Source organism: Streptomyces sp. NPDC001663 (assembly GCF_042893105.1).
Taxonomy (GTDB): Bacteria; Actinomycetota; Actinomycetes; order Streptomycetales; family Streptomycetaceae; genus Streptomyces.
The window spans coordinates 64249-87104 of record NZ_JBIAUR010000018.1; the positions used below are offsets into that span (position 1 = coordinate 64249).

Genomic DNA, 22856 nt, shown 5'->3' on the forward strand with positions numbered 1-22856 from the left:
CCAGAGTCTAGGTACGCCGTCCGCGCCCCGGAGCGGCGGGTGCAGGATCTCCACCAGCAGGTAGTTCCTCCTCCCGGGAGCGGTGCAGCGCCAGCCACCGCTCGGCGTACGCCACCGCGTCCGCCACCGGGAACAGCCGTACGTCGGCCGCCCCCACCGTGCCCCGTACGACCGGGCGGTCCCGCTCGAAGTCGTACCCGAGCTCGTCGAACCGCTCCGAGGTGATCGACACCTCGGTCACCACCTCCCAGCCCGCCTGGCCGGGGCGGCCCACCTTCACCAGCGGCGACGGTATGCGGTACTCGGCCAGGTGGAAGCTGGTGCAGCTGCCATATCCGGCCCCGAGCAGGAGCACCCGGGCGCCGAGGGCCTCGAGCCGCGCCAGCGGACTGCGCTCGCCGAGCCGGCAGTCCGGCGCGTGGCCGTCGACGATCTCCGCCGCGCGCGGGCCGAGTGCCGCGAACGAGGTCTGGGGGTGGGCGCTGCGCAGGGCGCCCGGCCACCGCCGTACCGTTTCCGGGATCACGCCGACCCCGCGCGAGGGTGTGACCAGGGGGTCGTAGGCGGGCATGGTGGCCCGTATTCGCTCCCACCACTCCTCGGGCACCGGAGGGTTCCCCCACAGCGCAGGGTCCGAGAGGTCGCCGGTCTGGGTCGGGACGACCAGCGTGCCCTTTTGGCCGAGCGCGTCGAGAAGTCCCTGGACGACCGCGACGGGGCCTCCGCAGACCCAGCCGAGGCTGGAGAGCGAGGAGTGCACGAGGAGGGTCTCGCCGGTCTCGACGCCCAGTGTGCGCAATTGTGCGGCGACCGTGTCGCGGGTGACAAGAGGGCCGGTCGGAGGGGGTGTCGACATGGTTGGGGAGTGTTCCGGAAGGGGTCCCGAGGCGCCACCGAATTGGCTCGTCTTTGATCGATCAAAGATCGTTTTCGCAGGTCAGATTAGGTGAACCTAAGTGACGTAGGGCACCGTCGATCGATCCGGACGCGGCTTGCCCGGTCCTGAGGAATTACGCAACAATGGCGTTGTGAAAAACGTCGGCGAGGCTCTGGAGACCCCCACGGGGGCGCACCAGGAAGAGCACGCGACCGGGGAGCGCTCCACGCGCAACCGGGTCGCGCGGTCCATCCTGGACCACGGGCCGTCGACCGTCACCGAGCTGGCCGGACGGCTGGGGCTCACCCCCGCGGCCGTACGGCGGCATCTGGACGCGCTGGTCGCCGACGACGTCGTGGAGGCGCGGGAGCAGCGGGTGTACGGCGCGCGGACGCGCGGCCGTCCCGCCAAGGTGTTCGTCCTGACCGACTGCGGCCGCGACGCCTTCGACCAGTCCTACGACAAGCTCGCCGCGGACGCTCTGCGCTGGATCTCGGAGCGCTTCGGCGGGGACGAGGCGGTCGTCGCCTTCGCGCGCGCGAGGATCGCCGAGCAGGCCGCCGCCTACCGCGCGGCGATCGAGGCCGCCGCCCCCGAGGAGCGCACCGAAGCCCTGGCCAAGGCCCTGAGCGCGGACGGGTACGCTGCTACGGCGCGCAGCGCCCCCCTCCCGCAAAAAGGCGAGCAGCTCTGCCAGCACCACTGCCCGGTGGCCCATGTCGCGGAGAAGTTCCCGCAGCTGTGCGAGGCGGAGACCGAGATCTTCTCCCAGCTGCTCGGCACGCACGTCCAGCGACTGGCGACCATCGCGCACGGCGACGGCGTCTGCACGACGTTCATCCCAAAGATTTCCCAAGCCACCCATAACGCAACTGCAAGCACCGCCGGGAGGAACCCAGCATGACGCTCCCCATCGAGGAGACTGCCCACCCTGAGCTCGAGGGTCTGGGCAATTACGAATACGGCTGGGCCGACTCCGACGTGGCCGGTGCCTCTGCCAAGCGAGGCATCAACGAGGACGTCGTCCGGGACATCTCCGCGAAGAAGAACGAGCCGGAGTGGATGACCAAGCTCCGTCTCAAGGGCCTGCGCCTGTTCGAGAAGAAGCCCATGCCGAACTGGGGCTCGGACCTCTCGGGCATCGACTTCGACAACATCAAGTACTTCGTGCGCTCCACGGAGAAGCAGGCGGAGTCCTGGGAGGACCTGCCCGAGGACATCAAGAACACGTACGACAAGCTCGGCATCCCGGAGGCGGAGAAGCAGCGCCTCGTCGCCGGTGTCGCGGCCCAGTACGAGTCCGAGGTCGTCTACCACCAGATCCGCGAGGACCTGGAGGAGCAGGGTGTCATCTTCCTGGACACCGACACCGCGCTGAAGGAGCACCCGGAGCTCTTCAAGGAGTACTTCGGCACGGTCATCCCGGTCGGCGACAACAAGTTCGCGTCGCTGAACACCGCGGTGTGGTCCGGCGGTTCCTTCATCTACGTGCCGAAGGGCGTGCACGTCGAGATCCCGCTGCAGGCCTACTTCCGTATCAACACGGAGAACATGGGCCAGTTCGAGCGGACCCTGATCATCGTCGACGAGGGCGCCTACGTGCACTACGTCGAGGGTTGTACGGCCCCGATCTACAAGTCGGACTCCCTGCACAGCGCGGTCGTCGAGATCATCGTCAAGAAGAACGCCCGCTGCCGCTACACGACCATTCAGAACTGGTCGAACAACGTCTACAACCTGGTCACCAAGCGCGCCGTCGCCTACGAGGGCGCCACCATGGAGTGGATCGACGGCAACATCGGCTCCAAGGTGACGATGAAGTACCCGGCCGTCTACCTGATGGGCGAGCACGCCAAGGGCGAGACCCTCTCCATCGCCTTCGCGGGCGAGGGGCAGCACCAGGACGCCGGCTCCAAGATGGTCCACATGGCGCCGAACACGTCCTCCAACATCGTGTCGAAGTCCGTGGCGCGCGGCGGCGGCCGTACGTCCTACCGCGGTCTCGTCGAGATCGGCGAGGGCGCCCACGGCTCCAAGTCGAACGTGCTGTGCGACGCGCTGCTCGTCGACACCATCTCCCGCTCCGACACGTACCCCTACGTGGACGTCCGTGAGGACGACGTGTCCATGGGCCACGAGGCGACCGTCTCCAAGGTCTCCGAGGACCAGCTCTTCTACCTGATGAGCCGTGGCCTCAGCGAGTTCGAGGCGATGGCCATGATCGTGCGCGGCTTCGTCGAGCCCATCGCGAAGGAGCTGCCCATGGAGTACGCCCTCGAGCTCAACCGGCTGATCGAGCTGCAGATGGAAGGCGCGGTCGGTTAAGACCCACCTCCCGAAGCAGTAGCCAGATTTCTTGACGTAGGAAGAGAGCAGACCGACAGCCATGGCTGAGGCTCAGAACATCCCGGTGGGGTCCACCACCGCCGGCCAGATCGCGGTGGCCGCCGAGTCGACCGTCGCCACGCGCATGAGCGCGCCCCCGTCCTTCGACGTGGCGGACTTCCCGGTCCCGCACGGCCGCGAGGAGGAGTGGCGGTTCACCCCGCTGGAGCGCCTGCGCGGGCTGCACGACGGCACCGCCGTCGCGACCGGCGAGGGCGTGAAGGTCGCCGTCGAGGCCCCCGAGGGCGTCACCGTCGAACTCGTGGACCGTGACGACCCGCGCCTCGGCAAGGCCGGCACCCCGGTGGACCGCGTCGCCGCCCAGGCGTACTCGGCGTTCGAGAAGGCCGGCGTGGTCACCGTCCCCAAGGAGACGGTGCTCACCGAGCCGATCCGCATCGCCGTGCACGGCGAGGGCGGAGTCGCCTACGGCCACCAGGTCGTGGAGCTCGGAGCCTTCGCCGAGGCCGTCGTCGTCATCGACCACACCGGTGACGCGGTGCTCGCCGCCAACGTCGACTACATCCTGGGCGACGGCGCCAAGCTGACCGTCGTCTCCGTCCAGGACTGGGACGACAAGGCCGTGCACGTCGGTCAGCACAACGCGCTGATCGGCCGGGACGCCACCTTCAAGTCGTTCGTGGTCACCTTCGGCGGCGACCTCGTACGCCTGCACCCGCGCGTCGCCTACGCCGGGACCGGCGGCGAGGCCGAGCTGTTCGGTCTGTACTTCACGGATGCGGGCCAGCACCAGGAGCACCGCCTCCTGGTCGACCACAACACCCCGCACTGCAAGTCGAACGTCGCCTACAAGGGCGCGCTCCAGGGCGAGGCCGCCCACGCGGTGTGGATCGGCGACGTCCTCATCGAGGCCAAGGCCGAGGGCACCGACACGTACGAGATGAACCGGAACCTCGTCCTGACGGACGGCGCCCGGGTCGACTCCGTGCCGAACCTCGAGATCGAGACCGGCGAGATCGTCGGCGCCGGCCACGCCTCGGCGACCGGCCGCTTCGACGACGAGCAGCTCTTCTACCTGATGGCCCGCGGCATCCCCGCCGACGAGGCCCGGCGCCTGGTGGTCCGCGGCTTCTTCGCCGAGCTGGTCCAGCAGATCGGCGTCGACGACATTCAGGAGCGCCTGCTCGTGAAGATCGACGAGGAGCTGGAGGCGTCGGTCTGATGTCGGCTTTCGTACGCGCCTGCGGGCTGAGCGAGCTGGAGGAGGACACCCCCAAGCGGGTGGAACTCGACGGCACGCCGGTCTCGGTCGTCCGTACCGAGGGCGAGGTCTTCGCGATCCACGACATCTGCTCGCACGCGAACGTCTCGCTCTCCGAGGGCGAGGTGGAGGACTGCCAGATCGAGTGCTGGCTGCACGGCTCCAGCTTCGACCTCCGCACCGGCAAGCCGTCCGGCCTGCCCGCGACGCGCCCCGTCCCCGTATACCCCGTAAAGATCGAAGGGGACGACGTGCTCGTCTCCCTCACCCAGGAGTCCTGAGGCACCCATGGCAACGCTTGAAATCCGAGACCTGCACGTCACCGTCGAGGCCGACAACGCCACGAAGGAGATCCTCAAGGGTGTCGACCTGACCGTGAAGCAGGGCGAGACGCACGCCATCATGGGCCCCAACGGCTCCGGCAAGTCGACGCTCGCCTACTCGCTCGCGGGTCACCCGAAGTACACGATCACCGGTGGCACCGTCACCCTCGACGGCGAGGACGTCCTGGAGATGTCCGTCGACGAGCGCGCCCGCGCGGGCCTGTTCCTGGCGATGCAGTACCCGGTCGAGGTCCCGGGTGTCTCCGTGTCGAACTTCCTGCGCACCTCCGCCACCGCCATCCGCGGCGAGGCCCCCAAGCTGCGCACCTGGGTGAAGGAGGTCAAGGAGACCATGGAGCGTCTCAACATGGACCCCTCCTTCGCCGAGCGCAACGTCAACGAGGGCTTCTCCGGCGGTGAGAAGAAGCGCCACGAGATCCTCCAGCTCGAGCTGCTCAAGCCGAAGGTCGCGATCCTGGACGAGACGGACTCCGGTCTGGACGTCGACGCGCTCCGCATCGTCTCCGAGGGCGTCAACCGCGTCCGTGAGACGGGCGAGGTCGGCACCCTGCTGATCACGCACTACACGCGCATCCTGCGCTACATCAAGCCCGACTACGTCCACGTCTTCTCCGGCGGTCGCATCGTCGAGTCCGGCGGCGCCGAGCTCGCCGACAAGCTGGAGGACGAGGGCTACGAGGCATACACGAAGGGTGGCGCATCCGCGTGACACAGCTGCCGGGCCTCCTCGACACAGAGGCGATCCGCAAGGACTTCCCCATCCTGGACCGGCAGGTCCACGACGGCCGGAAGCTCGTGTACCTGGACAACGCGGCGACCTCGCAGAAGCCGCGCCAGGTGCTCGACGCCCTGAACGAGTACTACGAGCGCTACAACGCCAACGTCCACCGCGGTGTGCATGTGCTCGCCGAGGAGGCCACGGCGCTGTACGAGGGCGCGCGCGACAAGGTCGCGTCGTTCATCAACGCGCCGAGCCGCGACGAGGTGATCTTCACCAAGAACGCCTCCGAGTCGCTCAACCTCGTGGCGAACATGCTGGGTTGGGCCGACGAGCCCTACCGCGTGGACCACGAGACCGAGATCGTCATCACGGAGATGGAGCACCACTCCAACATCGTGCCGTGGCAGCTGCTCTCGCAGCGCACGGGCGCGAAGCTGAAGTGGTTCGGCCTGACCGACGACGGCCGCCTCGACCTCTCCAACATCGACGAGATCATCACCGAGAAGACGAAGATCGTCTCCTTCGTGCTGGTGTCGAACATCCTCGGCACGGTCAACCCCGTCGAGGCGATCGTGCGCCGCGCGCAGGAGGTCGGCGCGCTGGTGTGCATCGACGCCTCGCAGGCAGCCCCCCACATGCCGCTGGACGTGCAGTCGCTGCAGGCCGACTTCGTGGCCTTCACCGGCCACAAGATGTGCGGCCCGACCGGCATCGGCGTCCTCTGGGGCCGTCAGGAGCTGCTCGAGGACCTGCCCCCCTTCCTGGGCGGCGGCGAGATGATCGAGACGGTGTCGATGCACTCGTCGACGTACGCTCCCGCGCCGCACAAGTTCGAGGCGGGCACGCCTCCGATCGCGCAGGCGGTGGGCCTGGGCGCGGCGATCGACTACCTGTCCGCGATCGGCATGGACAAGATCCTCGCCCACGAGCACGCGCTCACCGAGTACGCGGTGAAGCGGCTCGGCGAGGTCCCGGACCTCAGGATCATCGGCCCGACCACGGCCGAGGACCGGGGCGCCGCGATCTCCTTCACGCTCGGCGACATACACCCGCACGACGTGGGCCAGGTCCTCGACGAGCAGGGCATCGCGGTCCGCGTCGGCCACCACTGCGCGCGGCCGGTCTGCCTGCGTTACGGAATTCCTGCGACCACGCGAGCGTCGTTGTATCTGTACTCCACGCCGGCCGAGATCGACGCACTGGTCGAGGGGCTGGAGCACGTACGGAACTTCTTCGGCTGAAGGGCGTGAGCTGAGACCGTGAAGCTGGACTCGATGTACCAGGAAGTCATCCTGGACCACTACAAGCACCCGCACGGGCGTGGTCTTCGGGATGGCGACGCCGAGGTGCACCACGTCAACCCGACGTGCGGCGACGAGATCACCCTCCGCGTGAAGTACGACGGCACGAAGATCGAGGACGTCTCCTACGAGGGCCAGGGCTGCTCGATCAGCCAGGCCTCGGCGTCCGTACTGAACGAACTGCTGGTCGGCAAGGACGTCGCCGAGGCGCAGAAGATCCAGGAGACCTTCCTGGAGCTGATGCAGTCCAAGGGCCGGATCGAGCCGGACGACGCGATGGAGGAGGTGCTGGAGGACGCGGTCGCGTTCGCCGGCGTCTCCAAGTACCCGGCCCGGGTCAAGTGCGCCCTCCTCAGCTGGATGGCGTGGAAGGACGCGACGGCCCAGGCGCTGGGCGGAGCCGACGCCGAAAGGAACACGGCATGAGCGAGACCATCGAGATCAAGCCCGCCTCGGAGGAGGAAGTCCGCGAGGCGCTGTACGACGTCGTCGACCCCGAACTCGGCATCGACGTCGTCAACCTGGGCCTGATCTACGGCATCCACATCGACGACGCGAACATCGCGACGATCGACATGACCCTGACCTCGGCGGCCTGCCCGCTGACGGACGTCATCGAGGACCAGGCCAAGTCCGCCACGGACGGCCTCGTCAACGAGCTGCGCATCAACTGGGTGTGGATGCCGCCGTGGGGGCCGGACAAGATCACGGATGACGGGCGGGAGCAGCTTCGGGCGCTGGGGTTCAACGTCTGATCCGACGACTGCGCGTGCGAAACGGCCATACCTTTTCGGTATGGCCGTTTCGCTGCATCACGTCGTCATCGGAGATACGCCAGTACGGCCAGGACGCGACGGTGGTCGTCGGGGGAGTCGAGCAGGCCCAGTTTGCCGAAGATGGAGCGGACGTGGCCTTCGAGGGTCTTGGGGCTCATGTGGAGGCGGTCGCAGATACCGCGGTTGGAGCGGCCCTCGGCCATGAGGTGGAGCACCTCGCCTTCCCGTTCCGTGAGTTTCGGCAGGGCGGAGCGGGGGCGGGGGCGGCCCAGCAGACGGGTGACGATCGCCGGGTCGACCACGCACTCGCCGTCGGCGATCCGGTGCAGCGCATCCACCAGCACGATGACATCCAGGATGCGGTCCTTGAGGAGATAGCCGGCGCCCCCCGGGTGCTGCTCCAACAGCCTTACGGCATAGGTCGATTCGAGGTGGTGGGAGAGGAGAAGTACGCCGACGCCCGGGTGCCGCTCGGCCAACTCCCTTGCGGCGACCAGGCCTTCGTCCGTATGGGTCGGCGGCATCCGGATGTCCACGACGGTGACGTCCGGACGGTTGGCGGCCACGGCGGTGAGCAGCTCGGGCACGGTGCCTGCCTTGCCGACGACCTCCAGGCCGGACTCGGTGAGCAGCCGCTCCAACCCCTCGCGCAGCAGCACTTCGTCGTCGGCGAGCACGACCCGGAGCGGTGTCTTCAGCATGGGATCTCCACCCGGATCTCGGTGTGCGGGGGTTTGCCGGGCGTGACGGTGCCGTCGAGGGCGCCGACCCGGTCGGCGATACGGACGAGGTCGAGGCCGTGGGTGCCGGTGAGGGTGAGCAGGAGGTGGTCGCCGGTGAGCCGGGCGCCGACGGTGGTGGCATGGTGCGCCACCGCTTCGGCGAGCGTGAAGTAGGCGGCGGCTTCGGCGGCCTGTCCGACCCGGCGCTCGGGCAGGGCGGTGACCTCGACCGGTGCCTGCGTCTCCTCCAGGAGGGCACCCACGGCTGCGGACAGGCCCTCCTCTGCGAGTACGGCGGGGAAGAGGCCGTGGGCCAGGACGCGCAACTCCTCTGTCGCCGCGCGCAGTTCGCGTTCCGCCCGCTCTGCCGCGGGGGACGTCTTCGCGGGGCCGTTTCGGGCCATCCGCAGGGTCAACGCCAGGGTGAGCAGGCGCTGTTGGGCGCCGTCGTGCAGGTCCCGTTCGAGGCGCCGGCGTTCGGTGTCTCCGGCTGCGACGATTCTTGCCTGCGAGGCCCGTAGGTCGCGCATCCGTGCCGCCAGTTCGGCGTGGAGCCGTTCGTTGTCCAGGGCCAGGCGGGAGATGCGGGCGATCTCGGGGGAGTCGGTGAGGGTGTCGGGGCGGTGGCCGAGGAGGGCGAGGGTGCGGGTGCCGCGGACCACGGCGGTGACGGCTTCGGCTTCGCCTTCGGCCATGGTGTTCCCACCCGCACCACCCGTGCGACCTTCGCTGTCGGGGGCGGGTGACCCCGGTGGGGCGTTCTCGCCGTCGGCGGCCGCGGGTGGAGTCGTGGGAGGGGCGGTTCCCGCCGGTGCCTTCCCTCGGCCTTGTCCCACCTCGGCCGGATGACCTTCAGCGTCTACCAGGCGGCCGTCCGCCAGGGGATACGCCAGCGTCAGACTCGGATCACCCAACACCCGTGACAGCGCACTGCGGAGGCCGCCCGGGGCAGGGGCCGCGGCCAGTTCGACGACCAGGTCGGCCAGGGCGCCGCGGACCCGGCGGCGGTGGAACCACGGCCAGGCCGCGGCTGTCGCGATCAGCAGCAGGGCCGCCTCCTGGGCCAGCCAGAGCCGCCGGTCCGTCGGGTCGTTGCTCAGCATGTGTCGGGGCATGCCGTGGACGAAGTCGGCGGCGACCAGGGCCGCGTACACGGCGCCTGCCGCCCACATCGGTGCCGCCACCCGGCGCAGCGCGGGGGAGGCGCCGACGGCCCGTCCGGCCAGCAGGGCGATCAGGACGCAGGGCCAGACCGCGCCGACCGTCATGCCGATCCGGCCCAGCGCGTCCAGCAGTTCCGGGTGCGCCGCGATCAGCAGGCCGTTGCCGGGGCACTCGGTACAACCCGCGCCCCAGGGGTCGTACACGAGGGACTGGAAAAGGCCCAGGAACAGCAGTGAGTTGGCGTACGCGAGTGCGAGCAGTGCGCGTGCCGCCCAGGAACCTGTTCTGCCGGACGGGTGGGCCAGTACGGCGTGGGCCACCAGGGGAGGGCCGGTCGCGTACAGGACGAGGCCGACCGTGAACGTGGGTGTCGATGCGATGCCCGGGTTCGCCCACTCGGTGAGGAAGGAGCCCGCACCCGCGGCCGCCAGCAGCACTCCGCTCCGGTTGTCGGGGCGGCGCAGCCAGGTCACCAGGCCTGCCGTCAACAGGGTCCAGCCCACGGCGAGTTCGAGCCCAACGAGCCGTGGTGTGTCCGCGAAGGCCTGGCTCGGGCGGGCCCGGACCAGCGCGACGGTGGCCGGTCCCAGTGCGAGACCGGCCACCCAGAGCGGGAGGCGCACGGTGGCTGCCCGTTTCATGGCTGAATGGTGACAGTCGGGAGGGTTTCCGGCCAGAGTCACTGAGAGCCGGAGTCACTGAGTCGAGGAGACTCCGGACGTCCCCTTGCAGGAGGCGGCGGGCTCGGCCGGTATGCCCTTCACCAGTGCGGTGATGTCGTCCAGGTTCGCCTTGGTCTTCGGGTCGCGGCCGAGTTGGTCGTACACCGGCTGAACCGCCTTGCGCAGAGCGGTGAGTTGGGCCGGGCTCGCCTTGGCGAACTTCTGGCCGCGACGGCAGAGGTTGCCCAGTGACTCCCGGTCCATATTGCGCAGGGTCTCGCTGGCGCCGGGCACGGCCTGCTGTGCCGCCTTCCGCAGGACGGCCCGCTGGTCCTCGCTCAGCCGCTGGAAGGCCTTGGTGCCGGCGACCAGGGCGACCGGGCGCGGCCACAGTACGACGTTGGCCGTCGCGATCATCCCGTTCTCGTCGTACCGGTTTCCGTCGACCGAGCTGAGCTGCTGTTCGTACCCTCCGAAGGCGTCCACGTCGCCGCCGGCCGCGAACCACTCCGGTTTCGCACCGAGGGCGCGGAGGGTGGAGTCCGCGACCTTGGACTCCTGGACGCCGAAGGTGCGGCCCTTGTAGTCGGCGGGACCGAGCAGCGCGGTGCGTGCGCCGAAGGGCCGGCGCAGTGTGCCGGGCAGCAGGCCGAGGCCGGTCAGTCCGTCGCCGTCGAGCTCCCGGACCATGCGCCGCGCCACCGGGGAGCCGAGCACCTTTTCCTCGGCGGCGTGGCTCGTGATCAGCAACGGTGCCGTCAGCGCACCGAGGGAGCGCGCGTCGGTGATGTCGAAGACCCGGCTGCCGAGCGCGGCAAGGTCGACGTCGCCCCTCTTCACGTCCAGCAGGAGCTGTTCCTCGAAGTCCGGCCCCTCCTCGTGGTGGGCGTCCGTCTCCACGCGGATGCGGAGCGAGCCGTGGGACAGGGCCTGCACCTGCGTCAGGAAGGCGTTGAATTCCTGGGTCGTGCCCATGGGCGTGGCCAAAGTCAGGGTGGCCGGTTTCGCCGCGCTGTTGCCCCCGGCCTTGTCGGCGGCCGCGGAGCCGGAGCAGCCGGTGGCGGCGAGGAGGGTCAGGCCGAGGAGGGCGGCCAGGGAGCCGCTCACCGTCGCGCGTCGTGCGTGCATGACGTCACGCTCCCTTCCCGGTGGTCGCCCAGTCCTTCGGTGGTGGGCAGTTGCGGCTGAAGTACTTGTCGGACGGTGTCGCGCTTATCCGGTGCATGGGCTTGGCGCGGAAGTTCTCGGGCGACACCGCGTTCTTGCCGCGATACAGCGTGAGGGTGTCCCGGTACGCGCTCATGGTGAAGGTGAACAGCTCACCGGGCTTGTTGTAGGCGTTGCGGGGCGCCTTGGTGAAGCCGCCGTCGAGGATCTCCCAGTCGAACTCCCGCCCGTGGAAGCGGACTTCGCCGTATGCCCAGGTGCAGGCGTACTGGTTCTCCTGGGTGAAGGCGAGGCGGTCGCCCTTGAAGACGTAGACCCACTTTCCGTAGTTCTCCGGGACGTCCTCGTCCGGTGCGCCCGCCTTGAGCAGGTCGGCGTGTGTCGTCGTCACCGTGTACACCCCGCTCGGCCGGACGGACGGAACCCCCGACCGTCCGTCCGGCTTCCCTGCGGCCTGTCTCTTCCCCTCGTCGGAACAGCCGACCGACGCGAGCAGCATCAGTCCGGTGACCAGCACCCCCGTCGTCCTGATTGCTGTCATGCCGCCGCCCCCTTTTGCCTCGTCCCCCGCGGGCTATGCGCCGTCGGCCGGCTGTCTCGACCTGCTTCGACGGTACGGTTCGGACTTGTCCCGTGCATCCGGGCCAACCCCCGGATTCTCCACCCCCGGCCCCAGGGCTGTCCCTTGGGGAATCTGTGCGAATACGTGTGTGCCCCGCCCCGGTGTGCTCTCCACCCGCAGCGTTCCGCCGAGGGCCTCCGCCCGGTCGGCAAGGCCGCGCAGCCCCGAGCCCTGGTCGGATCGTGCCCCGCCCGCGCCGTCGTCCCGTACGTGGATCTCGACCTCGCCGTCGGGCCGTACCGCCACCCGGACGGTCGCCCGGGTGGCCCGCGCGTGCTTCACCGCGTTGGCCAGCGCCTCGCAGCAGATGAAGTAGGCGGCCGCCTCCACCCCCGGCTGGAACCGGGCCCGGGGCACGTCCAAGGTCACCGGCAGCGGACACTGTGCCGTCTGCTCGGCGAGCGCTGCGGCCAGCCCCTCCCGGACCAGGGCCGCGGGATGGATACCGCGCGCGAACTCCCGCAGTTCGGCACGGGCCGCCCGCAACGACTCCCGTACGGGCCCGGCCCAGTCGCCGGTGCCCTCCAGCACCTCGGCGACCCGGTCGAGGCGGCGCAGTACGCCCTCGTCCAACTGCCGTTCCAGGAGGCGGCGTTCCGTGTCGGCGGCCTCCACGAGCCGGCGCCGCGACGACTCCAGGTCGGCCAGCCGGCCCCGGACCTCCGCCTGCAGCCGCGCGTTGCTGACGGCGAGCCGGGCCACCGAGGCGACGGCCGACAGCAGGGCCCGGTCGTGGGGCATCGAGCCGTCGTGCACCAGCACCGCGAGCGGTCTGCCGTCTTCGGCGAGCGGGGTCACCACGAGATCCGAGTCCGCGGGCGGCAGGTGCAGCGGACGCCCCGACTCGTCGACGTACCCGCGCAGTTCGGGGACCCAGTAGCCGAGCGCCAGCCGGGGATCGCCGAGGACCGGGGCCAGCCGTGCGCGCAGCGGACCGCCACCGTCCGACTCGCCCAGGTCGACCACGAGCCGGGTGAGTGCGGCCCGGGCCGACCCGAGCAGCCGTACGCCGACGCAGAGCCCGGCGCCGACGACGGCGACGGCCGCCTCGTACGTCCGCAGCACCGCGAGGTCGTCCGCCGCACCCGTCCGGCGCGCCACCACCCCCCACCCGACCGCGCCCGCCAGCACCACCGCCGCGCCGAAACCGAGTGTCCGCGCCCGGCGTTCCCGGGCCGGGACCGCCCCGGCGCGCAGCCGCAGCGCCGAACCGGCCGCCACCACGACGGCCTGTGCCGCGGCCGCCGTGTCGATCCGGGTGAGGGGATAGAGGGCGGTGCAGCAGGCGATCGCCGCGGCGGCCCACAGGTGGGTGATCCGGCGCGGTCGGCTTCCGGGAAACGTCAGCACCAGGAAGAACAGCACGCCGCGGTGGAGGAAGACCGCCCAGCTCGCGAGATCACCGAGGAACCAGGCGGCACCGCAGGCGACGAGCAGGCCTCCGGTCCACCGCCGGCCGCACGCCAGGCCGCTGCCGAGCAGTACGCAGCCGGTGAACACGTCCCACCCGTCCACGGCCTCACCGCCCCGCGTCCAGCAGCGCCCGCAAGGCGTCCCCGGAGAGTTCGGCCTTGGTCAGGAACCCCCGGGCCGGGCAGGTGCGCAGCCGCTCGCGGTAGCCGCTGCGTGCCCGGCTGGAGACGAGCACGATGTCGGCGGCCGGGCCCTCGCACTCCAGCGCGGCCAGCATCTCCGCCGCCGCGAATCCGTCCGGTCCCGGCAACTGCACGTCCAGCAGCACCACTTGGGGCCGGAGCCGGGCGCAGGCGAGCAGCGCGCTCATGGCGTCCCCGGCCTCGCCGACGACACCGAACCCCTCCGCCTCCAGTACCGCTCGCGCGGCGGCCCGGAACGGCGGGTGGTCATCGACGATGAGCACCGTCCGCCGCATGAGCGCATGGTGACACGGCCCGCGATCCCGGCACACCCGGGCAGACCCTGGGAGTACGGGCCGGCGCGGGTGCGCGCGCTCAGGCCAGCCCGTCCACCAGACGGAACGCCGAGTCCGCCAGATACAGCGAGCTGTTCTGGAAGGTGTCCAGCTTCAGCTGGAAGTTCTGGTGGCGCAGGAAGCGCCCCGGGTAGTTCACCGACTCCAGCATCACCGCGCCCGAGTACGACGACGTCCGGGGACAGAAGGTGGCGTCCTGCTTGAAGAGGGACGAGCCGTCGTTGCGGTCGGCGAGGAGGATGAAGTTGCGGTGGCGGAGGTACTTGCCGTCGTGGGTGGCGAAGGAGTAACAGGAGCTGTTCGCCAGGCCCTTGACCACCTTGAAGGTGGAGTCCTCGCGGGACTCCGAGCCGCGGACCGGGTCGAGCTTCACATAGCCGCCGCTCACATGCCAGTAGCGGTCGGGGTAGTTGACCGAGCGGACGGATCGCCAGGTGCTCGTCGGCTTGGGGTGGCTCGACGAACTGCCGTGAGGGCTCGGTGACTTCGTGCTCTCCGCGGGGGCCGACTCGGAGCCCTGGGGTCCGGGTGCGGACGACTTGGTGGGCTGTGCGGACGACAGGCCGCTCTTGCCGGACGGTGCCGTGGTGCCGGTCATGGACGGGGTGGCGAAGGAGATCAGGCCCGGGACCGTCGCGGAGCTGGTGGACGACGGGTCGCCGGACGCCCGTGACCGATCGTCAGTTCCGTTGTCCATCACGGTTATCGCCGTCACGCACGCGACGACCGTGGCCAGGGCCAGCACGCCGGCCAGCCAGAGTCTGCGGGTTCCGGGTGCCCGGGAGGTGTCGGGGGCCCAGCCGTTCTCCCAGGGTTGCGGGTTCCGGGGCGGCTCGGGGGTGGTTTCTGGCATGCGCTGTTCCTCCAGCGGCGCCCGAGGCGGCGGCCGGGGGTGAGGTGAGGGTGAGGTGAGTGAGCGGTGAAACCCTAGTGGAGCCGCGGGGTCACGGGGAGTCGTTTCAGCGAGCGATTTCCGTGAAAGTTGAACCTCCTCATGCGGAATCCGGGACTTCACATCTCGCGGCGTCGGGAGGTGTGTGCCGACGCCGCTGTGTACGGTCGTACGCATCGTTGTGTACGCTAGTACACATGGGATTCCTGATGCTCCTCGCGGCCATCGCCGCCGAGGTGGGCGGCACCACCGCCATGAAGTTCAGTCACGGCTTCAGCCGGCTGTGGCCGTCCGTGCTGACGGTCGTCGGCTACGGCATCTCCTTCGCGCTGCTCGCCCAGACCCTCAAGACCATGTCGGTCGGCACGGCCTACGCGATCTGGTCCGGCCTCGGCACCGCGGCCATCGTGGTGATCGGGATGCTGTACCTCGGCGAGGGGATGACCGTCCCCAAGGCCGTCGGAATCGCGCTGATCATCGTCGGGGTCGTCGTGCTCAACCTCGGAGGCGCGCACTGATGGCCCGGCGCTACGACCCCGACCGGCGCCAGCGGATCATCGACGCGGCGATCCGCGTGGTGGGGGAGAAGGGCCTGGCCGGACTGAGCCACCGCTCGGTCGCCGCCGAGGCGGACGTGCCGCTCGGTTCGACGACGTACCACTTCAGGACCCTCGACGAGCTGATGGTCGCCGCGCTGCGGCAGGCGAACGAGGGCTTCGCCAAGGTGGTCGTCTCGCGCGGCGGCCTGGAGGATGCCGGCGCCGACCTGGCCACCGAACTCGCGGGCCTGATGGGCGAATGGCTCGCGGGCGACCGCACCGGCGTCGAGCTGGAGTGCGAGCTCTACCTGGCCGCACTGCGCCGCCCCGCCCTGCGCCCGATAGCCGCCGAGTGGGCCGCGGACCTCGCCGACCGCCTCGCCCGCCGCACCGACCCGCTCACGGCGCGGGCGCTGGTCGCGCTGCTGGACGGGATCTGCCTGCAGGTGCTGCTCACCGGGATCCCGTACGACGAGGAGTACGCGCGGGAGGTGCTGGCGCGGGTGATTCCCTGATCCCGACGGTGTGATTGCCTCTTGCCGTTTCTTGCGGGAAACCGTGAACTCTCCCGCGCCCAGCGGGGAACAGGGGGTGACACGCACGCACCGACGAACCAGGGGGAGCCTTGTGAGCGGACCACCGCCGTCCACGACACGGACGGAGGACGACGCGCAGATCGTCGCCCAGTCACTGGAGCAGCCGGAGCTGTTCGCCCTGCTCTACGACCGGTACGCGCCCGACATCCACCGCTACGCCGCCCGGCGTCTCGGTGACTCCGCGGCCGACGACATCGCGGCGGACACCTTCCTGGTCGCGTTTCGCATCCGCTCCCGCTACGACCTCACGCGTCCCAACGCCCGTCCCTGGCTGTACGGCATCGCGGGCAACCTCATCGGCAAGCAGCGCCGCGCCGAGGTGCGCGCGCTCAGGGCGCTCGCCCGCACCGGGCACGACCCGGTCGCCGCCTCCTGGGGCGAGTCCTGGGTCGAGGACACCGACAGCCGGATCGCCGCGCAGGGCCCCCTTGCCGGTGCCCTCGCGGCGCTGAGCACGGGCGACCGGCACGTCCTGCTGCTCGTCGCCTGGGCCGAACTCACCTACCAGGAGGTCGCCGAGGCGCTCGACATCCCGGTCGGCACGGTCCGCTCCCGGCTCAACCGGGCGCGGCGCAAGGTCCGTACGGCGCTGGGCGCCGATCCCGCATTCGTGAGCGACGCGACGGAGGTGGCGTAGCGATGGACGAGATGACCAAGGTGCGCGAGCTGCGTGCCGGCGCGCCCGTGCCCGACCGGGCACGGCTCGCGCCGGGGCGCGCGCGGCTGATCGAGGCGGCGTGGTCCGGAGAGCGCCGCCGGGCGCTGTGGCAGCGGCGGGAGTTCGTGATCGTCGGGGTGGTGGCCGCGGTGACCGCCGTCGCCGTGACGGTCTCCCTGCTGGTGGGCGGGGGCGGCTCCGGGCGGAAGGTGCAGCCCGCGGTCCCGCCCGGCGTGACACTCAAGGGCGTGAGCGCGGCCGAGTTCCTGCGGCGGGCGGCCGATGTGCTCGACACGGAGCCGGACGGCGCCGTACCCACGGCCAAGCAGTGGATCTACACCAAGAGCATGCAGGAACCGCTGGACAAGCGAGCCCAGGAGGCCACGGGCCCGATGAAGCTGCTGCTGGGTCCGCGGGAGAGCTGGCTCAGGTTCGACGGCAGCGCGATGGCCGACCAGCAGCTGGACGCCAAGGGGGAGCACCTCAAGCTCCACATCACCAAGATGCACCTGGAGAACGGAGGGGAGGGCGACGACCGTTCGCCGCGCGAGCTTTACCGGGTGCTGGCCGCGCTGCCGGCCGACGGCGAGCGGACGCTGAAGGTGCTCCGGGAGAAGAACGCCATCGCCGACGGCAAGGGTGACTCCCAGGCGCGCAACGACTACTTCGAGATCAGCGTCCTGCTCGACGCCGACGTCATGCCGTCCAAGGGGCTGGCCTCCCTCTACCGCGCCCTCGCGACCCTGCCGGGCGGGCAGCTCACCGACCATCTGGTCGAGACCGCTGCCGGGCGCCGGGTGATCGCGCTGTCCTACGCCCGGCAGGACAACCCGAAGAGCGGGGAGACCATGCGGGACCAGTGGCTGATCGATCCGCAGACGTACCGGATCGTCGGCATGCGCCTGGTCACGGGCGACAAGGTCGACGGCGGCAGCTCGCTCGTCGCGAGGGCCGTGGTCGACGAGGCGGGCGACCGCGGCTGACACCCCCGAACCCGGGCGGCCCGCACCACGAGGGGAGTGCGGGCCGCCCGTGCATCCGGTGCCGCCCGGTACCTGAGACGCCCGCCCCGCTGGTTGGCCTGCGCAGGGCCCGGCCGGTTAGGTTGCCCTCATGACCGACACGACTGCTCCTCGCACCACCGGCGCCGTGGCCGCCGGCCTCGCCACGATCGCCGCCGACGGCACTGTTCTCGACACCTGGTTCCCCGCGCCCGCGCTCGGCGAAGAGCCCGGCCCGGCCGGCACCGAGCGGCTGTCCGCCGAGAAGGCCGTGGAGCTGCTCGGCGAGGGTGCCGCGAAGGCGATCGGTCCGGACGCGCGCCGGGGTGTCGAGGTGGTCGCGGTCCGCACGGTCATCGCCTCGCTCGACGAGAAGCCGATCGACACGCACGACGCCTACCTGCGGCTCCACCTGCTCTCGCACCGCCTGGTCAAGCCGCACGGCCAGAGCCTCGACGGCATCTTCGGCCTCCTGCCCAACGTCGCCTGGACCTCGCTCGGCCCGGTCGCCGTCGACGAGATCGAGAAGGTGCGGCTCAATGCCCGCGCCGAGGGCCTGCACCTCCAGGTCACCTCGGTCGACAAGTTCCCGCGCATGACGGACTACGTCGCCCCCAAGGGCGTCCGCATCGCCGACGCCGACCGGGTGCGGCTCGGTGCGCACCTCGCCGCGGGCACCACCGTGATGCACGAGGGCTTCGTCAACTTCAACGCCGGCACGCTCGGCACGTCGATGGTCGAGGGCCGTATCTCCGCGGGTGTCGTGATCGGCGACGGCTCCGACATCGGTGGCGGCGCCTCCACCATGGGCACGCTGTCCGGCGGCGGCAACGTCCGCATCACCATCGGCGAGCGCTGCCTGGTCGGCGCCGAGGCGGGCGTCGGCATCGCGCTCGGCGACGAGTGCGTCGTGGAGGCCGGGCTGTACGTCACCGCGGGCACCCGCGTGACCATGCCCGACGGGCAGATCGTCAAGGCCCGCGAGCTGTCCGGCGCCTCCAACATCCTCTTCCGCCGCAACTCGGTCACCGGCACGGTCGAGGCCCGCCCGAACAACGCGGTCTGGGGCGGCCTGAACGAGATCCTGCACAGCCACAACTGATCAACAGCGGCCGTCACCGCCGAACTTGCACTCCCAAGAGGGGGGCGTAACGTCGCTTATGCCCCCCTTGCGGCATTTCCCGGGCCATTCCCGGGACGCCTCCGTGACTCCGAGGCGCTGCCGGCGGGAGGTGGCGGACTTGATCGGGAACGGCGTCGCGGGGCCGGGGACGGACACCCGCAAGGGCACGACGAGGCTTCTTGCGTCTCGCCGCCTCGGCATGCCCCGGCAGCGCGGCCCTCCGCAGGACGAAGTGCAGCCAAGGGCGGGGTTTCACACGGCCGTTCGCCGGCCGACGCCTTCGGGCACATCTCCCACTTCGTATACCGCGCGCGAAAGAGGCGATTCTCCATGCGACGCGCGGCACTGCTCCTGCTCCCCGCTGCGACGGCCATGACAGCTGTGTCGTTGCTCGCGGTACCCGCCTACGCGGGCAGCCCGCACTTCATCAATTCGGCCACCTCCGTGAGCCGGTCCGACAGCACCCTGACCGTCAGCGGCAAGGAGGCCGGACTCGGCGACGAATCGCAGGTCCACATCGTCCTGAGCGCCACCGCTCTGTGCATCAACGGCGGTGGCAACCACCCGAAGGCCGTGAACAAGGCCTCCGTCAGCTCCGCGGCGGACTTCCCGGTGCAGAACGGCAAGGCTGACTTCAGCCTGTCGGCGACGGCCACCTTCCAGCCCTCGTGCAGCCCGCCGATGACCGTGAAGTTCACCGACATCTCGCTCACCGACACCACGAACGGCATCTCCCTCAAGATCCCCGGCACCTTCTGAGTGCCCGCTCACGCCTGGACCGCGGCGGCGAAGTCCGCGAGCGCCGCGAAGTCCGCCGCGCGCAGGCCCAGGCGTGGGCTGACGTGGTGCAGCAGTGCAGGGCTCGGGTGGACGGCAGTCACGTACTCCTCGTCCGCCGGGCTCTGTTCGTCGTCCACCCAGGCGAAGGGGCGGCCCCCGGCGTACGCCACGATGGCCTCCGTCTTCCAGTGCACCCCGTCGGGCCGGAACGCGAACAGGCCCGCGCCGAAGTCGACGTACGGCAGCTCGGGCAGGCCGACCGTGGGGGCGATCCAGCGGTTGGCGGCGTCCATCCAGGTCGTGGCCCAGCACAGGTCGTAGTCGAGGGAGAGCAGGGCGGGGCCGTGGGCGGGGTTCAGCCAGACGGGCAGGGCCCTGCCCGGGTGGAGGGCCACCAGGATGGTCGTGTAACCCTCGGGGCGTCCCTCCGGCTGTGCCGCCCACGGGTTGAGGGGGCCGTCGACGTCGAGGAAGAGCAAGGGGCGGCTCACGGGGACAACGTACGGCAGCGGGGGTGTGCGTGGTCGCGGGAAATTCTTTCCCGGGGGCACGCATAGCCACGGGCGGCCGCACGCGTCACAAGGGGCAGAGGGGGCGGACACCGGGTCCGCCCGGGGGAAAGCGATGGTGACGATGGATGGCGAAGCGCAGGACAGCTTCCGGGAGTTCGTGGAGCACCGGTCGTCCGCGCTGCTCAAGACGGCGGTGCTGCTGAGCGGCGGCGACCGGCACACCGCCGAGGACCTGCTGCAGAACGCGCTCATCAAGGCGGCCGGCCGCTGGCACCGTATCGACGAGCCCGAGGCGTACGTACGGCAGATCCTCTACCGGCAGCAGATCAGCCGCTGGCGGCTGAAGTGGCCCAGACGCGAACTGAGCGTCGCCGAACCGCCGGAGGCCGGTGCGGGACCGGACAGTTCGTCCGACGCCGAGCTGCGCCTGGTGATGCGCGGTGCACTGGCCAGGCTCACCGCCCGACAGCGCACCGTGCTGGTGCTGCGCTACTTCGAGGACCTGCCGGAGGCCGACGTGGCCCGGATCCTCGGCTGCTCCGTCGGCACAGTACGGTCCACCACCCACCGCTCGCTCGCCCGGCTGCGCGCCCTGGCGCCCGAACTGGCCGCTCTCGACCCGGCCGAGCGCCCGCAGCCGTCCCGTGACTACTCACCCGTGGAGGTACGCCCGTGAACGTCGAGGAACTGGTGCGCGACTCCCTGCGGGACCTCGCCGCCGAGCAGCCGTCGACGGGACCGTCCTTCGCCGACCGGGTGCTGGCCGTCCGCCGGCGCCGCCGCACCCGCAGGTTCGCCTCCGTCGCCGCCGCCACGGCCGCCGTGGTCGCCGTGGCCGTCGGGGTGCCGCTGCTGGACTCCGGGAAGGACGACGTGCGTCCCTCGGGCGTCCTGCCGCAGGACGGGATCAACGCCCACGCCGACCAGTCGCCGCCGCGCGACATGATCGGGGCCGGACAGTCGGTGCTCGCCGCGTACTGGACGGGCAGGACCGTGCCGCAGACGAAGAAGCAGGGGACCTTCGTACGGACGTACCGGCTGCTCGATCCCAGGACCGGCACGTACAAGAAGGACACCCGCTGGTCCTACGTCGCCGTGGCACCCGGCCTCAGGACCGCAGCCGTGCTGGAGCAGAACCTGCCCGCCCACCGGATCGGTCTGCTCGACCTCGCGACGGGCAAGGTCGAGCGATGGATCCAGCTCGAGCACGGGATCGGTGGGCTCGCGTTCTCGTACGACGGGCGCAGGCTCGTCGCGACGACGTACGACGAGAACCCCGATCTGCGGATCAAGGAGAAGGGGACCGACGAGGACGGCAAGGAAATGTGGATCTGGGCGTCCAAGTACGGCGACTCGCGCCGGTCCGGCTTCTACACCCTCGACGTGGCCTCCGGCGAGAGCTCCTGGAGCGCGGTCGCACCCGTCCGCGACATCAACGCCCGCCAGGACTTCTCGTTCAGCCGGGCCGGCGACCTCGTGTACGCGCAGTTCATCGGCGGCAAGGACGGCCTGCAGCAGTTCTACGACCTCAAGGGCAACAAGGTCGCAGCGCCCGCGAACGAGAAGTACCTGCGCTCGGACGTCGACGCGCGGCTCTCCCCGAACGGCAGGCTCGCCGCCCTCGGCCTGACGAAGGAGGTCAACGGCCACCCCGGGAAGTCGTACTCCTCGATCCGCGATCCCCGTACGGGCAAGGAGATCACCAAGGTCCGCGGAGCCCATCTGCTCGCCTGGGCCGACGACAAGCGGCTCATCGCCTGGGAGCGGGTCACGAGCCTGGACGAGACGTACCGGCCCCGGCTCGTGCTGGTCACGATCGGCAGCGACAAGGTCGTACCGCTGAGCGGAGTCAGTGACCAGCAGGGCTTCTACGGAGGGCTGGAGTGGGAGCCCGTCTTCGCCCGGCGCTGATCAGCCGGCCGTCAACTCCTCGTACGCCGCCAGCAGCCCGTCGACCGCCTCGCGGCCGGCGGGCCGCAGCGGGGCGCGGACCGGGCCCGCGGGCAGGCCGAGTTCGCCCAGGAGCGCCTTGGCGGTGACGGTGCCGGGGAGACCTGCGGCCATCATCAACTCGATGAGCGGGGTGGCGCGTTGCTGGAGGCGGGCGGACACGGGGGTGTCGCCCGCCTCGAACGCGTCCAGCACCGCGCGGAGTCGGTCCGGGACGACGTTCGCGACCGTGCTGATGTATCCGGCGCCGCCCACCGCGTACAGGGCAAGGTTGTGCTCGTCGCAGCCCGCGTAGTACGCCAACTCCGTGCGGGCGAGCACCTTTTGGGCGCCGAGGAAGTCGTACGAACAGTCCTTGACCGCGACGATCCGGGGGTGCTCGGCGAGCCGGAGCATCGTCTCCGGCTCGATACGGGTGCCGGTGCGGCCCGGGATGTCGTACAGCACGACCGGCAGTCCCGAGGCGTCCGCGACCGTCCGGAAGTGCTCCTCCAAGGCGTCCTGCGGGGGCCTGCTGTAGTACGGGCTGACCACCAACACGCCGTCCGCGCCCGCCTTTTCGGCCTCCAGCGCGAGCTCCACGGTGTGCCGTGTGTCGAAGGTCCCGACACCGGTCACGATCGACGCCCGGCCGCCCACCGCCGCCCGCACCGCCTCGACCAGCGCCGCCTTCTCGGCGTCCGTGGTGGTCGGCGACTCGCCCGTCGTACCGGAGAGCACCAGGCCGTCGCAGCCCTGCGACACCAGATGGTCGGCGAGCCGCTGCGCACCGTCGAGATCGAGCGCACCCTCCTCGGTGAAGGGCGTGATCATCGCGCAGAGGGCGCGACCGAACGGGGGAGTGGAGCGAGCGGCTGTCGTCATGTCCGTAGTCTCGGCGCGCGCAACGTG

General features: G+C 70.5%; 26 protein-coding genes. 16 read left to right on the plus strand and 10 right to left on the minus strand.

Going from position 1 to position 22856, the window contains the following annotated elements; translation table 11 throughout:
- Nucleotides 1-7: 7 nt before the first annotated feature.
- Nucleotides 8-856: an aminoglycoside N(3)-acetyltransferase gene (locus ACFY1L_RS43245; protein WP_388837932.1), complete on the minus strand. Its 849-nt coding sequence runs from the start codon at nt 854-856 to the stop codon at nt 8-10.
- A 172-nt stretch (nt 857-1028) separates the two neighbouring features.
- On the opposite strand from ACFY1L_RS43245, the gene ACFY1L_RS43250 reads away from it, so the two are divergent.
- The 8 genes from ACFY1L_RS43250 to ACFY1L_RS43285 all read left to right on the plus strand — a co-directional run bounded on the left by ACFY1L_RS43250 (nt 1029) and on the right by ACFY1L_RS43285 (nt 7605).
- Entirely contained in the window at nt 1029-1781 is a 753-nt protein-coding gene (locus ACFY1L_RS43250) for a helix-turn-helix transcriptional regulator (protein WP_388837935.1), read from the plus strand.
- Nucleotides 1778-3202, plus strand: coding sequence for a Fe-S cluster assembly protein SufB (gene sufB, locus ACFY1L_RS43255; protein ID WP_388837938.1), 1425 nt, complete (start codon nt 1778-1780; stop codon nt 3200-3202). Before ACFY1L_RS43250 ends, sufB begins: the two co-directional genes overlap by 4 nt.
- A gap of 61 nt (nt 3203-3263) precedes the next feature.
- Nucleotides 3264-4445: a Fe-S cluster assembly protein SufD gene (sufD, locus tag ACFY1L_RS43260; RefSeq protein WP_388837941.1), complete on the plus strand. Its 1182-nt coding sequence runs from the start codon at nt 3264-3266 to the stop codon at nt 4443-4445.
- Nucleotides 4445-4765, plus strand: coding sequence for a non-heme iron oxygenase ferredoxin subunit (locus tag ACFY1L_RS43265; RefSeq protein WP_388837943.1), 321 nt, complete (start codon nt 4445-4447; stop codon nt 4763-4765). Before sufD ends, ACFY1L_RS43265 begins: the two co-directional genes overlap by 1 nt.
- Before the next feature lie 7 nt (nt 4766-4772).
- On the plus strand, nt 4773-5537 hold the full coding sequence (gene sufC, locus ACFY1L_RS43270; RefSeq protein ID WP_388837946.1) for a Fe-S cluster assembly ATPase SufC: 765 nt from the start codon (nt 4773-4775) through the stop codon (nt 5535-5537).
- Nucleotides 5534-6790, plus strand: a complete 1257-nt coding sequence (locus ACFY1L_RS43275; RefSeq protein ID WP_388837949.1) for a cysteine desulfurase — start codon at nt 5534-5536, stop codon at nt 6788-6790. Before sufC ends, ACFY1L_RS43275 begins: the two co-directional genes overlap by 4 nt.
- Before the next feature lie 18 nt (nt 6791-6808).
- On the plus strand, nt 6809-7276 hold the full coding sequence (sufU, locus tag ACFY1L_RS43280) for a Fe-S cluster assembly sulfur transfer protein SufU (RefSeq protein WP_388837952.1): 468 nt from the start codon (nt 6809-6811) through the stop codon (nt 7274-7276).
- A complete protein-coding gene (locus tag ACFY1L_RS43285) occupies nt 7273-7605 on the plus strand; it encodes a metal-sulfur cluster assembly factor (RefSeq protein ID WP_388837955.1) in 333 nt (110 codons plus the stop codon). The genes sufU and ACFY1L_RS43285 overlap by 4 nt, the downstream gene beginning before the upstream one ends.
- 65 nt (nt 7606-7670) lie before the next feature.
- Here the strand turns inward: ACFY1L_RS43285 and ACFY1L_RS43290 are convergent, their stop codons facing one another.
- From ACFY1L_RS43290 to ACFY1L_RS43320, 7 genes are all read right to left on the minus strand, one after another.
- Nucleotides 7671-8327 (minus strand): response regulator, encoded by a 657-nt coding sequence (locus ACFY1L_RS43290; RefSeq protein ID WP_388837958.1) that lies wholly within the window; start codon nt 8325-8327, stop codon nt 7671-7673.
- On the minus strand, nt 8321-10153 hold the full coding sequence (locus ACFY1L_RS43295) for a sensor histidine kinase (protein ID WP_388837961.1): 1833 nt from the start codon (nt 10151-10153) through the stop codon (nt 8321-8323). Before ACFY1L_RS43295 ends, ACFY1L_RS43290 begins: the two co-directional genes overlap by 7 nt.
- 54 nt (nt 10154-10207) lie before the next feature.
- Nucleotides 10208-11302, minus strand: a complete 1095-nt coding sequence (locus ACFY1L_RS43300) for a TRAP transporter substrate-binding protein (RefSeq protein ID WP_388837964.1) — start codon at nt 11300-11302, stop codon at nt 10208-10210.
- 4 nt (nt 11303-11306) lie between these two features.
- On the minus strand, nt 11307-11882 hold the full coding sequence (locus tag ACFY1L_RS43305) for a hypothetical protein (protein ID WP_388837967.1): 576 nt from the start codon (nt 11880-11882) through the stop codon (nt 11307-11309).
- Between the two features lie 33 nt (nt 11883-11915).
- Nucleotides 11916-13478: a GAF domain-containing sensor histidine kinase gene (locus tag ACFY1L_RS43310; protein ID WP_388837970.1), complete on the minus strand. Its 1563-nt coding sequence runs from the start codon at nt 13476-13478 to the stop codon at nt 11916-11918.
- A 4-nt stretch (nt 13479-13482) separates the two neighbouring features.
- Nucleotides 13483-13854 (minus strand): response regulator transcription factor, encoded by a 372-nt coding sequence (locus tag ACFY1L_RS43315; RefSeq protein WP_388837973.1) that lies wholly within the window; start codon nt 13852-13854, stop codon nt 13483-13485.
- Between the two features lie 79 nt (nt 13855-13933).
- Nucleotides 13934-14767: an AbfB domain-containing protein gene (locus ACFY1L_RS43320; RefSeq protein WP_388837976.1), complete on the minus strand. Its 834-nt coding sequence runs from the start codon at nt 14765-14767 to the stop codon at nt 13934-13936.
- Nucleotides 14768-14889: 122 nt separating this feature from the next.
- Here ACFY1L_RS43320 and ACFY1L_RS43325 point away from each other — a divergent pair, with 122 nt between their 5' ends.
- From ACFY1L_RS43325 to ACFY1L_RS43350, 6 genes are all read left to right on the plus strand, one after another.
- Nucleotides 14890-15324, plus strand: coding sequence for a DMT family transporter (locus tag ACFY1L_RS43325; protein WP_388837979.1), 435 nt, complete (start codon nt 14890-14892; stop codon nt 15322-15324).
- Nucleotides 15324-15860, plus strand: a complete 537-nt coding sequence (locus ACFY1L_RS43330; protein ID WP_388837982.1) for a TetR/AcrR family transcriptional regulator — start codon at nt 15324-15326, stop codon at nt 15858-15860. Before ACFY1L_RS43325 ends, ACFY1L_RS43330 begins: the two co-directional genes overlap by 1 nt.
- Nucleotides 15861-15972: 112 nt before the next feature.
- Complete coding sequence (locus tag ACFY1L_RS43335) at nt 15973-16578, plus strand: RNA polymerase sigma factor (protein ID WP_388837985.1); 606 nt, start codon at nt 15973-15975, stop codon at nt 16576-16578.
- A gap of 2 nt (nt 16579-16580) precedes the next feature.
- Nucleotides 16581-17582 (plus strand): CU044_5270 family protein, encoded by a 1002-nt coding sequence (locus tag ACFY1L_RS43340; protein WP_388837988.1) that lies wholly within the window; start codon nt 16581-16583, stop codon nt 17580-17582.
- 130 nt (nt 17583-17712) lie between these two features.
- Nucleotides 17713-18702: a 2,3,4,5-tetrahydropyridine-2,6-dicarboxylate N-succinyltransferase gene (dapD, locus tag ACFY1L_RS43345; RefSeq protein ID WP_388837991.1), complete on the plus strand. Its 990-nt coding sequence runs from the start codon at nt 17713-17715 to the stop codon at nt 18700-18702.
- 351 nt (nt 18703-19053) lie between these two features.
- Nucleotides 19054-19482 (plus strand): hypothetical protein, encoded by a 429-nt coding sequence (locus tag ACFY1L_RS43350; protein ID WP_388837994.1) that lies wholly within the window; start codon nt 19054-19056, stop codon nt 19480-19482.
- An 8-nt stretch (nt 19483-19490) separates the two neighbouring features.
- On the opposite strand, the gene ACFY1L_RS43355 is transcribed toward ACFY1L_RS43350, so the two are convergent.
- Entirely contained in the window at nt 19491-19994 is a 504-nt protein-coding gene (locus ACFY1L_RS43355; protein ID WP_388837997.1) for a hypothetical protein, read from the minus strand.
- Nucleotides 19995-20136: 142 nt separating this feature from the next.
- On the opposite strand from ACFY1L_RS43355, the gene ACFY1L_RS43360 reads away from it, so the two are divergent.
- Both ACFY1L_RS43360 and ACFY1L_RS43365 read left to right on the plus strand, forming a co-directional pair.
- Nucleotides 20137-20691: a SigE family RNA polymerase sigma factor gene (locus tag ACFY1L_RS43360; RefSeq protein WP_388838467.1), complete on the plus strand. Its 555-nt coding sequence runs from the start codon at nt 20137-20139 to the stop codon at nt 20689-20691.
- Nucleotides 20688-21926 (plus strand): WD40 repeat domain-containing protein, encoded by a 1239-nt coding sequence (locus ACFY1L_RS43365; RefSeq protein WP_388838000.1) that lies wholly within the window; start codon nt 20688-20690, stop codon nt 21924-21926. Before ACFY1L_RS43360 ends, ACFY1L_RS43365 begins: the two co-directional genes overlap by 4 nt.
- On the opposite strand, the gene dapA is transcribed toward ACFY1L_RS43365, so the two are convergent.
- Nucleotides 21927-22829, minus strand: a complete 903-nt coding sequence (gene dapA / locus ACFY1L_RS43370; protein ID WP_388838003.1) for a 4-hydroxy-tetrahydrodipicolinate synthase — start codon at nt 22827-22829, stop codon at nt 21927-21929.
- Between the last annotated feature and the right edge of the window lie 27 nt (nt 22830-22856).

Bases quoted from the DNA above. Each gene is read 5' to 3' on its own strand.
- sufD (WP_388837941.1), top strand. From the start codon at position 3,264: ATGGCTGAGGCTCAGAACATCCCGGTGGGGTCCACCACCGCCGGCCAG.
- ACFY1L_RS43265 (WP_388837943.1), top strand. From the start codon at position 4,445: ATGTCGGCTTTCGTACGCGCCTGCGGGCTGAGCGAGCTGGAGGAGGAC.
- ACFY1L_RS43300 (WP_388837964.1), bottom strand. From the start codon at position 11,302: ATGCACGCACGACGCGCGACGGTGAGCGGCTCCCTGGCCGCCCTCCTC.
- ACFY1L_RS43350 (WP_388837994.1), top strand. From the start codon at position 19,054: ATGCGACGCGCGGCACTGCTCCTGCTCCCCGCTGCGACGGCCATGACA.
- ACFY1L_RS43290 (WP_388837958.1), bottom strand. From the start codon at position 8,327: ATGCTGAAGACACCGCTCCGGGTCGTGCTCGCCGACGACGAAGTGCTG.
- sufC (WP_388837946.1), top strand. From the start codon at position 4,773: ATGGCAACGCTTGAAATCCGAGACCTGCACGTCACCGTCGAGGCCGAC.
- dapA (WP_388838003.1), bottom strand. From the start codon at position 22,829: ATGACGACAGCCGCTCGCTCCACTCCCCCGTTCGGTCGCGCCCTCTGC.
- ACFY1L_RS43320 (WP_388837976.1), bottom strand. From the start codon at position 14,767: ATGCCAGAAACCACCCCCGAGCCGCCCCGGAACCCGCAACCCTGGGAG.
- ACFY1L_RS43330 (WP_388837982.1), top strand. From the start codon at position 15,324: ATGGCCCGGCGCTACGACCCCGACCGGCGCCAGCGGATCATCGACGCG.
- ACFY1L_RS43360 (WP_388838467.1), top strand. From the start codon at position 20,137: ATGGATGGCGAAGCGCAGGACAGCTTCCGGGAGTTCGTGGAGCACCGG.
- ACFY1L_RS43285 (WP_388837955.1), top strand. From the start codon at position 7,273: ATGAGCGAGACCATCGAGATCAAGCCCGCCTCGGAGGAGGAAGTCCGC.
- ACFY1L_RS43305 (WP_388837967.1), bottom strand. From the start codon at position 11,882: ATGACAGCAATCAGGACGACGGGGGTGCTGGTCACCGGACTGATGCTG.
- sufB (WP_388837938.1), top strand. From the start codon at position 1,778: ATGACGCTCCCCATCGAGGAGACTGCCCACCCTGAGCTCGAGGGTCTG.
- ACFY1L_RS43295 (WP_388837961.1), bottom strand. From the start codon at position 10,153: ATGAAACGGGCAGCCACCGTGCGCCTCCCGCTCTGGGTGGCCGGTCTC.
- dapD (WP_388837991.1), top strand. From the start codon at position 17,713: ATGACCGACACGACTGCTCCTCGCACCACCGGCGCCGTGGCCGCCGGC.
- ACFY1L_RS43315 (WP_388837973.1), bottom strand. From the start codon at position 13,854: ATGCGGCGGACGGTGCTCATCGTCGATGACCACCCGCCGTTCCGGGCC.
- ACFY1L_RS43245 (WP_388837932.1), bottom strand. From the start codon at position 856: ATGTCGACACCCCCTCCGACCGGCCCTCTTGTCACCCGCGACACGGTC.
- ACFY1L_RS43340 (WP_388837988.1), top strand. From the start codon at position 16,581: ATGGACGAGATGACCAAGGTGCGCGAGCTGCGTGCCGGCGCGCCCGTG.